The sequence below is a fragment of the Acidobacteriaceae bacterium genome, from assembly GCA_035944135.1.
In the GTDB taxonomy this organism is placed as follows: domain Bacteria; phylum Acidobacteriota; class Terriglobia; order Terriglobales; family Acidobacteriaceae; genus Granulicella.
On the sequence record DASZBM010000008.1, the window covers coordinates 42017 to 57767 of the forward strand.

At 57.4% G+C, this 15751-nt stretch carries 7 protein-coding genes; 1 reads left to right on the plus strand and 6 read right to left on the minus strand.

Features of this window, described 5'->3' with window-relative positions:
• Positions 1-209: 209 nt before the first annotated feature.
• The 5 genes from VGU25_12865 to VGU25_12885 all read right to left on the minus strand — a co-directional run bounded on the left by VGU25_12865 (position 210) and on the right by VGU25_12885 (position 12816).
• Positions 210-3038, minus strand: coding sequence for a TIM-barrel domain-containing protein (locus tag VGU25_12865; GenBank protein HEV2578093.1), 2829 nt, complete (start codon positions 3036-3038; stop codon positions 210-212).
• 85 nt (positions 3039-3123) lie between these two features.
• A complete protein-coding gene (locus VGU25_12870; protein HEV2578094.1) occupies positions 3124-5685 on the minus strand; it encodes a hypothetical protein in 2562 nt (853 codons plus the stop codon).
• 61 nt (positions 5686-5746) lie between these two features.
• Positions 5747-6604, minus strand: a complete 858-nt coding sequence (locus VGU25_12875; protein ID HEV2578095.1) for a sugar phosphate isomerase/epimerase family protein — start codon at positions 6602-6604, stop codon at positions 5747-5749.
• Positions 6605-6853: 249 nt separating this feature from the next.
• A complete protein-coding gene (locus VGU25_12880) occupies positions 6854-9037 on the minus strand; it encodes a glycosyl hydrolase 115 family protein (GenBank protein HEV2578096.1) in 2184 nt (727 codons plus the stop codon).
• Between the two features lie 146 nt (positions 9038-9183).
• Positions 9184-12816, minus strand: coding sequence for a carboxypeptidase-like regulatory domain-containing protein (locus VGU25_12885; GenBank protein HEV2578097.1), 3633 nt, complete (start codon positions 12814-12816; stop codon positions 9184-9186).
• 349 nt (positions 12817-13165) lie between these two features.
• Between VGU25_12885 and VGU25_12890 the strand changes: the two genes are divergently transcribed.
• Positions 13166-14491, plus strand: coding sequence for a hypothetical protein (locus VGU25_12890; protein ID HEV2578098.1), 1326 nt, complete (start codon positions 13166-13168; stop codon positions 14489-14491).
• A gap of 183 nt (positions 14492-14674) precedes the next feature.
• On the opposite strand, the gene VGU25_12895 is transcribed toward VGU25_12890, so the two are convergent.
• Entirely contained in the window at positions 14675-15679 is a 1005-nt protein-coding gene (locus VGU25_12895; GenBank protein ID HEV2578099.1) for a zinc-binding alcohol dehydrogenase family protein, read from the minus strand.
• Positions 15680-15751: the final 72 nt, after the last annotated feature.

Genomic DNA, 15751 nt, shown 5'->3' on the forward strand with positions numbered 1-15751 from the left:
TGCAGGCGCGCCGCTCGTATCCTCGGATTTGTTCTGCCGTCCTGAGGAACTGCTGGTTGCCAGCGGCCCGTCGGCGACTCGGCGTAGCTTCGAGGGAGCTATCCATTCAAAAAAACGGCCGTCCGAAGACGGCCGGAGGAGTGACCTCGTTAGAACCCGTAGATATCGTGGCAACCCAGCTATTCCTCTAATTCGCCCCTACGGGATCTTTATTGGTTATGTCCGTCTGCATGATTTTGTTGCCGAGCCGCCTCCTGCATAAGAGCTTGCGCGCGGTCCATCGAATGCAGACGGCGCTCGCGCTCTTGAGCGAGGTTTCCGGGCACCTGGTCGCTGCCGCCGAGATGGCGGCTCGTATCGTTGAGACGCCTACCAAACCCAGCAGCTGTTTCTGCTACTGAGTTCTCGGCCTGGGGCAGAGCCGCCTTGAAGTGTGCAATCTCTTCTATGGCCTGTTCGGGGTGGTAGCTCAGACGGTCGCCGGTTTGCATGACATCTATCAGAGGATCGGGTGCGGAGCTGATCGGAAAGGTCTGCTGCAGGGAATCGTAGACACCGCGCAGACGAGTCATGGCGCCAGCGAAACCATCTAACTCAGTTCGACGAGCAACAAGACCGACAGCCCGCCGCACCTCAACTGTCACCTGCGACGCAACACTGTTGCTTCGAACAGGAATGACGGTGGTAAGGGTGTTGCCTTCGAAAGACCAGCCAGTCTTGCCGGGCGCGCTATGCTTTACTGGTATGCCGTTCACAATGACTGACGCTGGCGGCCAGTCATCAGGCAGGCATAACTCGTAGGCGCGGCTTTTCAACATGCCCGGATAACCACCTTGGATGGGTCCGATTTGGACGCGCAGCACGTCGCCGGTTTGCGTGGCCTTGATAGGAGTGCGACTAAATACACCGTACTGATAGTCGACTGACGCGCCAGAGTCTTCATAGACGGAGTAGCTGGATGATGTCCCAGGAAGCAGCGGCCATACGTTGACAATGAGCGGATCGACGGGCTTTTGGCCGGTGTACTGCATTGGCGGCTGCATGGGTACGATTGCACCCTGGCGGACATAAATGGGGATCTGGTCGATGGAAAACGAACGCTCGACGAATGTCGGCCCTGTGAAATGCGTTCCAGTGGGCCATTCAATCCAATTACCCTTCGGGAGCCAAACCTTCTCTGTCGCGAGACCAGATACAGGATCAGCCGGCATCGTCACTGGGGCGGCGAGCATCTGGTCGCCAAACAAGTATTCGTTCTTGGTCGTGTAAGCTGGGTCGTCCTCAGGCCAGTCGTAGTAGAGGGGATGGAAGAAGGCTACGCCTGTGTCGTAGGTGCGTCGGGCCTCGGTATACAGGTATGGTTGCAGCGCGTGACGAAGTTGGAACGTGGAACGAAGAACCGCGGAGTAGGGCTCGGGATAGGCCCAGATGCGGCGCTCGGCATCGGGGTTCTTGGTGGTATGGGTGCGCAGGACGGGGCTGAAGGCGCCGAACTGGACCCACCGCGTGTAAAGCTCAGGATCCACAGCACCCGGCATGTGGCCGCCGATATCGTGACTCCAGTATGCGTAGCCAACGTTGCTAGCGGTTGCAGTGAACCAAGGCTGGAATGCAAGCGAATCCCACACTGAGACTGTATCGCCGGAAAAGCCGATCTGGTAACGGTGGTTGCCGAGCCCGCCCCAGCGATGAAAGAGCAGCGGACGCTTACCTTCGCGCTGCTGATCGGTAAAGTGCAGGTAATTCAACCACCAGGTGGGCATCACGCCGGGCAGCTTTGTGTACTGTTGCTGCTGCCAGTCGAGCCACCAGAAATCCACGCCCTGTTTTTCCAGCGGATGCAGCACGAGATCGAAGTATTTCGTCGCCCACTGCTTATCTGTCGGGTCGAAGGGAACATATTTTTTCGTGGCTGAATCGATACCCATGGCTTGCGCCATTACGGGATAGGCCTGTTCCCATGGTTGAATGCCCGACGCCGGATGTAAATTCATGGTGATCTTCAAGCCATCGTCGTGCAGGTTCTTCAAGAACGCGTCGGGATCAGGGAAGAGCAGCTTGTTCCATGTGTACCCGGTCCAGCCGAGTCTCTGACCCGATTGATCGGTTTTACCCATCTCCTGGAGCTCTTCATTGTTGATGTGCCAGTCCATGTCGATCACTAGAACGTCCAGCGGAGTATCGTTCTCACGGAATCCGTGCACCAGGTCGTTGAACTCCTGATCGCTATAAGCCCAGTAGCGTGACCACCACACGCCGAACGCAAACCGCGGAGGTAGCGGGATCCGACCTGCTACACGGACAAAGTCGCCGAGAGCCTTACGGTAATCGTGGCCATAGCCGAAAAAGTACCAGTCCACATAGGATCCGGATCTTTCGTTCTCAGGCCGCTCCATGACCCATGGCCACGGGCTCTTCTCGCCCTTGAGGAAGCGGAAGTCGGAGGAGTCGAAGAGTGGGCGGGTCGAATCATCCACGAGCGCCCAACCCGCGCGCGAAATCAGGCCCTCCTCGATGGGTTCCTTGGTGTGGCTTCCGCGTGCACCGTCGAGCGTTCGCGTAGTGCCGAGCAGATTCTGGGGATCGGAGAGTCCTGGATGCCAGATGACCGGCTTGCCATCGACCGTAACCGAAATGGAGAGATTGTCTGCCGTGAAGTGCCCATCGCCTGACGCCGTATAGCGGAGCGTCAGTGTGCTGGTCGTGATAATCAGTTTTGTGCGGCTGCTATCGACGCTCTCTTCGAACTTCGGCACCGGCATGCGGCGATTGATAAAAGCGAATGACGCGTGATCTTCGAATTTGCCGTTGGCGGACCATTCCATACGAACGAGTTCCGGCGTCAGCACTGTAAAACGAGCGTTGCCCATCACAACTTCGGCTTTGGGGTCAGCCGCCGGATTGTCGGCGGCCGGGATGCTGCGCACGCCAGCCTGACTCGCGGGTTGAGCTGGCGCGAGTTGGGCGGCTAGGTCAGGGGTGGGACCGGAAATCAGGAGAACGATAAGAGGGCCGAGACCCAAGATCGAAAGGCGCATAGGCTTCCTCTTCTTGCCTCCGGAGGATCGTAGGTAAACAGTGCTTTCCAAAATCACTGGCATTCAACCATGGCTCCGATTAGGGTTACTGAAACCGAATGCGCAACCGCGCGGGGACGTACTGGTCCGTTCCGCTCGGAGCCGTTGCCGGCGTAAAGTGAATCTCCGTGCGGGTGGTGGAGAGCGCGTTCGCTGAACCGCCCTCCACATCGACGATGCGCCAAGGCGTTTCTAGGTTCAACGACGATTCGGTTCCTACTCGAATGTCTGCCTCGATTACGAGCTCCATCCCGTGCAATGCAACCTGGCGGATGCGAAGCTGGCGGCTGACGTCTCCGGGCAGCGGTTCGGCACGTGGAACCTCAATCCACGCGCCGCCAGAGTATTGAAACCGGCATCGTGTGACGCCATGCGGCAGCACGAATTCTATTCGGGCCTCCTGCTCCTCATCCCATGATTTGATCGCGGTGGCTGCTCGCTTCCCGTTTACATCCACGACTAAGTGGGAGGCGCCCAGCGGAATTTCTGGCGCGAATTCAAGGTGAACCGGATTTCCGTCATTGGTGAGGGTCGCCTCAATGCTCTGGCTCTGCCATTGAATCGTCGCGGAGACCGACGCACCAGCTGCACGCAGGTGCGCAATGCTTACCGCGCCTCCCCCCGGAAACCGATGCGGTGCCAGAGTGAGCCGGTTTGCAGGGGCGTCGATGACAACGCCCAGCAATCCGGAAATCGCTGAATCCAGCAACCCCGCTGACGACCACGTCTGCTGGGGGACAGACTCAACCTGCGGCTGAAAAACGTCACCGGCCAGTACTTCCTCCATGTAGCCCGGAGAATCCATCGACGACCAAGGGACGAGTCCGCTCCAAATCTGCCAAGCGGCCAGCGGACGATGTGCATCCCAGAACGCGACCGCGGTCTGTGCCGTGTGCAGGGCGGAGACGCTTCCCTTCGAGTAGGAATTCGGGTCGTAGTTAGGCGAACCCGCAGCCAGGCTGCGCGTGCCCCAGTCGCTTTGAAAAGCAGGTCCCGCCAACCTATCGAGCATCGCGCTCTCCTGTTCTGGAGAAAAAAGATGCTCCTTCAAGGCTGCGGAAGGCCCGCTGCGCTTTACCGTCATTGCGCGGCCGGAGACGTCGTAGCCGCTGATCCAGAAATGCTGCGTAGCATCCCAGTATCGCGAGGGAAAGGAAGCGCGTGCGCGCTGGCTCAGCCGAGCGGCCAGATCCGCCTCGTCCGTGTGCCCGGTCGCGTGGGCCAGTTGAGCGTAGCTCTCCGCCGCAGCCACCCAGCTGGCCGACATTCCCTGATCGTCCAGCATTCGGTCCTGCTCATTGGGCCCCGTCTTCCCTGCGGGAATAAGGGGCAGTCCCGTTTGAGGAGACAGCAGGGATTTGCAGTATTGGAACGCATTGTGAATGGCGGACCAGTGACTGTTCAGGAATTCGACATCGCCAGTTGCCGCGTAGTAACGAGCCAATGTAGAGAGAAACTGGAGTGACACGTCGGGGTGGATGTAGAGATAGGGGTTGTTTGCCCAGTCCAGAAATCCGGCACTCTGCGGAATCTCATGCCAGATCATTCCGTTCGCGGCGCTTTGGTAACGAAGAATAAATTCCAGCTCCTCCTTCGCTCTGCTGTTGTGACCCGCGGCCAGCATCGCATCCGCAGCGATCATTCCGTCTCCGGCAAAAAACCAGTCATATTGCGGTCTTCTTATCGGACGCGACGGCCCAAATCCGGCCACTGCGCCACAGCCGATCTTCGGATCACACGCCCAGGCCTGGTCGAGATCTGTATCTGCCCAGGCGAGAGCGCGATTGATGTCCTTGTCCGGCGTGGTGATCGAAACCGAATCCGATTTCCACTTCTGGAGATCCTCCTCCGCGTCCTGAGCGAACTTTGCCGCGTGTTCCTCAAGTTGGTGGACAGCCACCTGCGGATCATTCTCCGGCGATACAAGCGCCACATAAACTGTGGCACTGGATTTACCGTCGGAGTGCGGTTTGGGGCGAAGAGTGAAGGTCTGGGTCAGGGTTTCGCGCCGCACGTTGTTGACGATCGGCTGGTGCTCCTCGATCTCCGCCGAGGCAAGCACAGCTTTGTACCCGTAGGTAGATTCGGAAATCAGGTAGCCCTTGAGCGCATCGCTCCATTGCACACCCTGCCCACCCGCCGATGCGGGCCACATCAGATCTAGCTCCGGCCGCCATCGGACGACGATGTTCACTGGTCTAACGCCGGTAACTTCGTAACGCACAATCGCATCCGGCTCATCGAGCGGCACAAAATCGGTCTCGCTCACTTTGAACCCTGGTCCCGTCCAGAGACGAACGACCTTGTCTGGGCCAACCTCGATGCTGGTGAGCAGATTTGAGCCCTTCAGGATGGTTGGGCTTCCAATCTGCTGAAAATCGACAGTGTAACGATCGAGAATCTGAAACGGATAGCCCCAGAATTCAAGGCTTCTCCCGGCGTATCCAAAGATCGCTGCTCGACGACCGTGTGCCGCGATAAAACGGTACGGCTCCGTTGCTGCGGCGTAGAGCGGCGCCTGCGCCCGGCCCAGAACCGTAGCGCACAAGAGAGCGGGTAACAGAAGCCAGCCGCCACCCAGCCGAGCGTATTGCCGCTCGATCTTCATTTCAGAAAGACTCCTTCTTGTGCGTAGAGGGAACTGTCGCCTGGGAACTTTCCGAAAAGAGCTAAATGGCTCCGGCGGTCTGCAGTTCTTTTTTCATTCCGGCCCAACTGATCCGAGATGATTGCTCCGCGGTGCCGGCGCCACGCCAATGTGTCTCCAGGCTCACAGCGTCGCGGTAGCCGATGCTCTTAAGAGCACGGAACTGCGCAGCCCAGTCGATGTATCCCACATCCACCGGCGCCCATACAATTTTCCCGTCGGCATTCTTCTGCGCGTTCTTGCAATGACAGTGGTGAATGCGGTCTTTCGGCAGCAGATTCCAGCCGCCTGGAAATGCGTCCAGCTCCCCGCGCATGACCGCATTCGCGGGATCCCAGTTAAGTGCAAGGTGCGGCGTCTTTACGGAGTTCAGCAACCTTGCGGCCTCGCGGCCGGTTGCGGTGTTGCACTCAAATTCGTTTTCCAGTACCAGCAAGACACCCTGTTTGCCGCACGCCTCTGCAGCTTCACGCAGCTTGGCGTCAATTGCCGCGCGATATGGAGTCACGTCGTCGATTCGCCAGAAGTCGAAGCAGCGCACTTTATTGGTCCCGAACTGTTTTGCCAGCGCGATGCACCGCTCAAGAAGTTCTTCCTGCTGCTTGAACGTGGTGTCGGCTGCTCGAAATGTATCGCCCTTGGCGCCGTACTTGGATTTCGGTGCGTCCGGCCAGTCGGTCTTGAACAGCGGGCTCGCTATATCGGTCACCTGCAGGTTGTACTTCGCTAAGATCTTCTTCGCATCCGCTACTTGGTCGTCGCTGAGCTCGCATACGTTCTTACCCCACATCGAGCGCAGCTCAATCCAGTTCATGCCGAAATCGTTGGCTGCTACCGAACACGCATGATCGAAATCCTGCGAAATCTCGTCGTTGATCACGGAAATCCTGAACGGCGATTGGAGACGAGTTGCCCAGCTGCGGAGCGGATAGAGCGCGCTCGCGACGGACGCGCTGATAAGAAAGTGGCGGCGATTCATTGAATATCTTCCTTTGTGTCGTTCCTGCCCGTGTCTAAGTTGCTGTTGTGAAGGAAAGTAGATTGGAAATGTGAGGGTCTTGTTAATTTATCGAGGGAAACACTGTTCATAGCCAGCACTGGTTTTTCCATCGCCCCCTCTTTGTTCTGCTTAGTGCACATCGACCGACCGATCATCCTCATATCCCATGATGTGGAAGTATGCTTCCCAGCTATTCCAAACCAACGGAGGAGGCAATGGCGCCAGGGGATTGTTGAGGTGATCTGCATAGGCCTCCACAAGTGTCCGAGTACGGTATACGTTGGTCAACCAGTCTCCTCGATACCAATTTTTCCATTTGCCGTATTCAGCGGCGGACATGGATTGCTGGATCGAATCGAGAGAAATAAGCGCGTTAGCGACTTCGCTGCGTGCCTTCTCGGGGTGGTCGCCGGCATCTTGGACGGCGCGCGCCACGTCCAGAAGCATGCGGTTACTCTGGCGATTGATTGCAATCATAGTGAGCACCTGGGCCTGGTAGTAATTTCGCCGGTCGAGGTCGACGAGCTTCTCCGCCGCGACAGCCTCATTCCAGACAGCGTCCCAGCGCGGCTGCGCTGCAAGACAATCTTCAATATCTGCGTCGAGCATTGCCCGGAACGCCTGATCGCCGTGGAAGTTGACCAATCCCGGCCTGGACCATCGGGGCGACTGCCCACCCAGGGACGCCACCTGATGACCACTGAGCGATTCAAGAATCAAATAGCGGGCATCGGTATGGTAATGCTGGTCGCCCAAGAACCTTGGGGCAGTACTCTCTGCTCCGACCGATATGGGCCTACGCAGCGCTGGCGCCGCAAAGTAGTCCTTGTATAGGTGCTCCAAGGCGGCGACTGACTTGGAGCCAAACTCCTCTTGAGCCCAGCTGCGGTAATAGGCCCCATCGCCGTCGGTCGTTTCTTTAGACACTCCGCCCCAGCCAATGTCCATCGCTGCACGGGCTGTCATGGCCACAGGCCGAATGTCGCTGGTGTTCACGAGAAGGAATGCAGTCGCGCCCTTCTGAATGTATCGCCCAAGTTCCGACTGAAGCGTCTTTACTGACACCAATTCGGAAAGCTGGTTGGCGTGGGAGTTCATCATGGCTACGTGAATATAGGCTCCCTGACCAGAAGCCACCCTGCCCCCGTCCTGCATATCGCCGTAGCCAGTGTCGGCCCATACCAAGGTGACCTCTGGCGGAATATGCAGATAACCCTCCCGCATCAGACGATCGCCTTCCTGCCACAGATTAGTAATGAAGTGCGCATCGGGAAACCGAGCGCGCACGATCCTGATCTGCTCAACCATAGCCTGGCTGATCCTCTGCCCGAGCAGAGGATCGTTGTCGCGGACACTTGGATCGAGCTCGGCATAGCTTTGGTCCGAAAGTCCACGCAGGCCCACGGTCCACAATATCTCGTCATCAGGCTGGTAGGACGCTACAGCATTCTTCCAGGCGCGCTCCAATATTTCAGGATGGGTCGAGAAATTGTAGGGAATATTGTCAGGCCAGCGGGCAGAATTTACTCCGAGCGGCGTAGCGTGGTGCTGGTTGACGATGAGTCCGCGCTCGGTGGCTGCATGGACCTGCGCGTCGTCCGGAAAAATCCACGAGCCGGGCACCACCATGTTTCCTTTTAGCCGCAGAATAGTCTCGAAAACCTGATCCCACGCCTTCAAGGAAATTCCCGTCTGTTCGCCCTTTGCTGATGGTGCCCATCCGGTCAGTAGATCTTCGTCGTTGATGAAGAATCCGCGATAGCGGAAAACCGGGCTGGGATAGGCATGCGTGAAGTCTACTGGCAGCTTTATGGAGGTATGTTTCTGGGGCTCTTTGTCCGTCCATAAATACATGGGATCGACGCCGAGATATTTTTGCGAGAACTCGTAGATTGCGTAAATCGTTCCACGCACATCTGCGCCAGTGAGACAAACCACGCGTATTGATTGTCCGTTCAACTGCACGTTAACGATAGAGAATGCGAAGGCTTCCGTTTCGCTGCTTGCAACGCAGTTGATTCCTGCAGGAAGACTTGAACGCTCTGCAATCAACAGGACGGTCGGGCCTGCGGCCTCTAGGCGATCTGTCAGCCGGGGCGCGCGGCCAAAAACTTTGGCGAAGTCGGTGCGCAAATCTTCTGTCGCGTGACGCACTGAGGCTGCCTCATGAGCACTTTCTAGAATAGCGATCGAACCGTCGAGGGTCACCGGTGTGGACTGACCACTGGCAGCAGCAGCGGCCACTAGGGGCAAGCATGTCATGACGATGATGATCGATTTTCTGAAGCTATGCATAAGGAGGGACTTTGACATCGCTGCTCTCTGTACAGGGCGAAGCTCACTCTGTTTGCACGTTTGTGCTCACGCCTTGAGTATCGAGAACGTTTCGAGCGTGTGCGAAGAGATAGGGACGGGGCGCCGAACCTGCAAGGCGCCCCGTTTGGTTTATGTTCCGGAGCTCAGAAGATGATCTTTACCGAGCCTTGGAACACCCTCGCGGTTAGTGCCGGAATATTCGCGATACTCGCGCCGCCGGCCGTGGAGGTGATGGTGCCGAATGTGCTCCCCGACGGATTGCTCGAGCTTGGGTTGGCGAAGTTCGGGTGGTTGAGGACATTGAATGCTTCCAGTCGAGTATCCAACTTCCACCGATCTCCGGCTACTGGCCAGATACGTGAGAGCTGAGCGTCGAATTCGAAGAACATCGGTCCGTTGACGGCATTCCTGCTCAGGTTTCCATACGTTCCGGGAGCAACCGGATCGGGGCATGGCAGGGATGTTGGGCTGTTCGCACAGAAAGCAGCGGGGTTGAGGTATCCGCGGGTAGCCTGCGTCGTAGCTGTAGTTCCACCCTGGATCTTCACGTGGTTGATTGGGTTTACGCCGGGCACGCGGTTCGGACGATCGTTCCCAATGTCCGTCAGGGAAATATCCGAGCCACTCGTTACGTTGATCGGCGCGCCGCTCATGATATGGAACAGCGGTGCGAGTTCCCAGTTATTAGCGAGGTAGCCAGCCACGCCCTGGAGCGGAAATCTGCTCGTGGCGACCAATGTCGTATTGAAGATGTTGCGATAGTCGGAGCCGCAACGCCCATAGTCCAAGGCCTGGTTGTATGGATTCGTAGCGTCATTGCCGCCGGTATCCCCGGTCGCATCGTGAGTGTTGAGGCACTTCGACCAGGTGTAGTTCGACAGCATGCTGAAGGTGGATGATAGGCGGTGCTGCAGTGTAGCTACCATGCCGTTATAGTTCGCCCAGGCAACATCGCCGATGGTGGCAGAACTTGCGCCTCCTGCATACATATCGCCCTGAATCGGGCTAGCTTCGGTCAGAGCGAAGCGCGCTCGCTGATTGGCGGTCGTCGAGCAGGGAGAGCCAACCTTTGGATTGGTAGTCCCGGCGGCGACGGCCGCAGGGCCGGTGGTCACGACTGGCCCGCAACCCGTCGCATTGGGACCCCAGGTTCCCGGTGTGTAGATCGCCGGACTGAGGCCAAGACCAGCCTGCATGTGGCTGGTTTTGGTTCCGATGTAGTCGATTTGAGCCTGCCAGCCGCGTGGGAACTGGTGCTGAACGCTGAACGTCCACTGAATAGTGTCAGAAATATGGAATTGCTTGGGAAGTACGAGGTACTGGGCCTGCGCTGGGAAGACCGCCTGGGCAGCCGTCGGCAGAGCTGGCTGCGGATAGGGGCTGGTGTTACTGCCGCCAACCATGTTGCATCCATAGCCGGTGCCACCTGCCAACCACGGCTCGCTGAAGCAAATGGGCCCGATGGGGCTGGCAACAGCGTCTGTGGCAAAGGGAGGATTCTGGTGAACACGGTTTGTCGTGTAGTAATTGGCCAGATCATATGCCATTTCCACACCAGCGCGAATAACCGTATTGCCGCGGCCAAACGGATCCAACGAGACTCCGAGGTTCGGATCGAACAGCCACGGAGAGTTCTGGGTGAACTGTCTGGTCACCCCGGGGTCCCCGTAAAAGAAGGTACCTGCCGGCGCGTTTGGATAGACCGAACTGGTTTTGCCGGCCAGGAAAGCGCTGTAATCGAATGTTGTGCCGCGATTGAAGTAGTCCGAGGGCATGAACTCCGGTGACCAGCGGATGCCGCCTACAACCGTCACGCGCGGGCTGGCATGATAAGTGTCTTCGATATAAAGACTCGGAACCGAGCCCCGGAGAGCAAGCTGCTGCTGCTTGCTTTGATCGAACGCGCTCAGAGCGCCCCACAGGAAGTCGAGGTTTGAGTCGCCGTAAACAGTCTTGCCGTTCAGTTGCCCCGTGGGGCCGCTGCCACTATATTCGCCGTTGAACGTATACTTCCCGTTCGCGTCATATCCGACCACGGCGTTGAAGTGAACGCGTACAAATTCGCCGCCAATCGCGACCTGGTGCTTTCCTTTCACCCAGGTCAGGTCGTCAGATACGCCTTCATTGTCGACATTGAAGAATCCGTTGGTGCATGTTCCGCAATACGTGCTCCAGTTGGCGTTTTTACCTGAGGTCGACGCCGTGAGCACTAGACCGGTCGACATTTGGTCGTATTGGGTGATGCCAAGGGTATTGCTGTTAATGCCGGGGGCAGGAGCACGATTGTCCACCCTTTTAGATCCCGAGACATGGAAGCTATTGACCAGATTCGGAGAGATGGTCCAGGTTTCACCCACCACTGCCGTCTGTACCCGCTGGTACTGGCCGGGCGCCTGGAATGTGACCAGGATGTTATTGGGGAAGAAGAACGCGGGGAACTGGTAGCCATCGATCATGTAACGGCCGTAAAGGCTGTGTTTCCCACTGATGTAGTAGTCTGCGCGCGTCACAAACTGGTTGTCGAAGACGGCGCCCGGCAGCGAGAATTTCACGACGCCGCAGTTGGGGTCGAAGTAGGCCACTCCCGGGGAACTTGCCGTCGGCAGGTACTTCATCAGGTTTAGCGCCTGCTTATTGAATGCCGGCGGCGAGGCGTACTTATTGCCCGGAATCGGATTGCCCGTCAGCGGATCGTAAAGTTGCTGAGGGCTATTTCCGCAGCTGCTCACCGATCCAGGGGGCGGATCCGTTACGGAAAAGTCGCCCTGCAAGTTGGCCGCGGTCGGGATGTACATGGTGTTGACCGACGTGGAATATTTCGAAACCGTCCGCTGGTAGCCGGCGAAGCCGAAGAGCTTCTTGTGACCCGGGATTACGGGGCCGCCGAAGGTTCCGCCGAACTGATTCTGGTGCAGAGTATCCTTGCTCGCGGAAAAGAAGTTAGTGGCATCGAGAAAGTTGTTGCGGATGAATTCGAATGCGTCGCCGTGATACTGGTTGGTGCCCGACTTTGTGATGACGTTGACCAGGCCGCCGGAATGTCCACCTCCGCGTGCGCCGAGGTCGATTGCTTCCACACTGAACTCCTGCACAGCGTCGGGGAAGGGGAACGGCAGATTGCTGTTCGACATATAGTCGTTGTTATTGCCGCCGTCCAGCTTCCACTCCGTGGTATTGCCCATGCCGCCTGCGACGGAGACGGAGATCGTCTGGTAAGAGTACTTGCTGCCTGTAAAGTCGCCTGCCGGTGCCGGACTTGATCCCCCGGAAAGCGTAATCAGAGCCGTCATCTGTCGGCCATTCAGCGGCATCTCATTCACGGCCGCCTTGTCAATGGTCTGCTTGAAAGAGGTGTCCTCGGTTTGCAGTGCCAGGGCGTCAGCGTGGACTTCAACCGTTTCGTCGGTTTTGCCGATCGTCAGTTTGGGGTTGATCGCAATACTGCTGCCGACCTCAAGAACGATGTTCCTCTGTTCGAACGTCTCGAATCCGGTCGCTGTCACTTTCAGGTTGTAGGTCGCGATCTGCATGTTGGGAAAAAGGAACTCGCCCACACTGTTCGATTGCGTCACGTGCGTAACGCCCGATGCGGAGTCGGCGAGAACTACCTTAGCGCTGGGCACAACAGCTCCTGTCGCGTCCGTTACCGTGCCCTGAATGTTTCCTGATCCTGCCACTTGCGCGTGAATCATGCACGCTGACAGGATGAGCAGCACAAGGGCACCCAAGTGCCCGGTGATGCCTGATCGCCAGCTGCGAAAACTAATTCTGTTCATAGTCAAGCCTCCAAAATTTGTAAAAGCGCATTCCATTCGTTGGTTCATTGGTCTGATTTCAAGGTGCCGAAAAGTGGCCGAACGCTCCATACTGTCGCTGTCGCGCGGCAAGAAATAAGCGACGCTTCATTCAAGCGGGACTTTTCGGGGCGAACAGAACCATAACTCGCCGCAATGGTCGCAGAAACGTGGTATCACCGTGCAGAACGGGGCGAGACGGGTCTGCTTCGGGCAAGCCTCTGTTTTTCAGTAACATGACGGAAGTTGAGACAACGTGGCCCAGGGTCCATTCCACCGTGGAATGGACCCTGCGGGGCCTCGTTGACGGCATCAGTATGTTTCGCGGATCATGGATGTCGAGCTTGCGTCGGTCATTGGGCCAACTGCGGGGGCGATGATCAAGGGCAGTATTCAAAATACAATCGACGCGGACGCCCGGCTTGCCCCAGAAGGTGACGAGTGGGCTCTTGTCCAGCGCATCGTTGCGTCCCCGGCCTTTGTGCGGTCACCTTTCCTGACCAACTTTCTTCTCTACGTCTGCGATCGGAAGCTTCGCGGACGCGAGGAGGAGATCACCGAGTACCAAATCGGTATTCAGGCGCTCGGCCGCCCACAATCGTTCCACACCGGCGAAGATAACATCGTTCGAAATTACGCTCGCCATCTCCGGCGGAAGCTGTCTGAGTATTTTGAGAATGAGGGCATCGACGAGGAAATCACGGTTGAAATCCCTAAGGGGCACTATCGACCCGTCTTCCAACACCGAGTCAGGCTCAATGTTCTAGGTCCTCCAGAAATCGACCGCATTCCCCCACTCGATCCTGAGCCGGCCCGTGCCTCTTTGGACCCTGAGCCTGTCCAGCCAGTTGACCTTCACAAAAAGCGCCGCACCTTGTGGCTCGTACTTGGTTTGGCATTCGCCACTCTCCTTGCGGTCGGGACTTGGTTGGGCATGCGCTGGCACCGCCCGCAAAGTGACGCGACGTTAGACCGCTTGTGGGGTCCGTTCTGGACCGGAGATCCGCCTCTCGTCATCTTTAGCAATGCTGTTTTCCTCGGAAATTCCAAGGATGGACTGCGTGCGTCTTCCTCGGTGAGCGATCCCCGTCAAGCAGGGGAATCCCCGACGAATGAGACATATACGGGTATCGGTGAGGTAAACAGTGTCTATGAACTGACCCGGCTTTTTGATGGCCATCGGGCGACTTTCACATTGAAACGCAGCCTTTTGGTCACTTGGGATGAAGCCAGACGACGGAACCTGATCTTTATTGGAGCCGCCTCCGAAAATCCGGCATTGCGTGAGATTGACGCAAACTCGGATTTCACTCACGTGGCCGGCGATGGTTACTCAGGAATCGCTAATCGGCATCCGGGACCGGGAGAGAGCGCTCTCTATTCTCGCGCTGAGCAACCGCTTACTCAGGACTATGCCATTTTGGCCTTCATGCCCGGCCTCGAATCCGGACGTAAGATGCTGATATTCAGCGGACTCACAACTTTCGGAACCCAGGCGGCCGTAGAATTTTCCTGCACCCCGAGTGGTGCAGCGCAGCTTTTGAAAGCAGCTGCCGGCCCTGGGGATACGATCCGACCTTTCGAAGCGGTGATTGGGACGAGGATAGCGGGTGGCGTCCCGGTGCAAAGCAAGCTTGTGGCGATTCATGTGCACTAGCTCAGCACAACGTCACGCAATCCGCTTCACAGTAAATTCCGCTGAAGGTGAAGAGGAAGTTGTACAGCACATACTGTTTGCCAGGTTCACCAAGGTAAGACGCGCGCTCCAATGGCGTTTATCGCTGCCGAATAGTTCGTCCTCTCCGGTCGAAAAGGTCGAAGCGCAGGGGTGAATTCGGGATTACCCCACCTGGACCATAATCTTTCGGAAGGCCGCAGGCGCTTCCGACCATCGTTCGAGAATGCCAGGCACGTCTTCCATGCAAATCATCGTCGAGACCGCCGCATCTACGGGAAAACGTCCGGCCTCAAGCATCGCAATTACTTCGCGGAAGTCCTGCGGCAGCGCGTTTCGCGATCCCATCACGTCCAGCTCCTTCTGCACGAAGAGACGTGTATCGTACGCGACCGGCTGTTTCGCATATCCGATGTAGACCACTCTGCCGGTGAAGGCTACCTCTTCGACTGCGCCTACAAACGTCTCCGGCAGGCCGATAGCCTCGATCACAACTGAAGGGCTATGTCCGTCGGTTATTTCCTCCAAACGAGCATGAACATCTTCATTCAATGAGTGAATGACGTCCGTCGCACCGGCAGCACGCGCTGTGTTGAGCTTCTCGTCGTCGACATCAATCGCAATCGTGCGCGCTCCACGAAAGGCAGCTCCGGCGATCGCGCCAAGTCCGACGCCTCCGCAGCCAAACACCGCGACAACATCCTTTGAGCTCACACGTCCTCGAGCGACAGCATGAACGCCGACAGTCAGGGGTTCGACGATGCACAGCTCCTTCAACGAAAGAGGAGACGCATAAACTTTCTCCTCCGGAACTGAGATCCATTCGGTCAACGCTCCGTCACGTTGAACGCCAAAGGTCTGATTGTTCTTGCAGGCGTTGACACGATCACTCAGGCACGCGGCACATGCACCGCAACTCGTGTAAGGCGACACCGTGACCCGCGTTCCCGCGGGCACCTTCGCAGATCCCTCCACCACTGTCGCGGCAATCTCGTGCCCGATCACTCTGGGAAATGTGACGAGAGGATTCCGCCCGCGGAAGCTGTTCAGATCTGTCCCGCAGAGGCCTACCATCTCGACCTTCAGCAACAGTTCCCCGGCTTTCTGTTTGGGCTCGCGGACGTCAATTACCTCCGCATGTCCAGGCCCCTGCAGCGATACAGCTCTCATGCTTGTTCCTTCTTTTGCGTGCGTGCAAGATAAGTAGAAGGGAATTGTTTCGGATCGGAAGGTCCGCCCTAT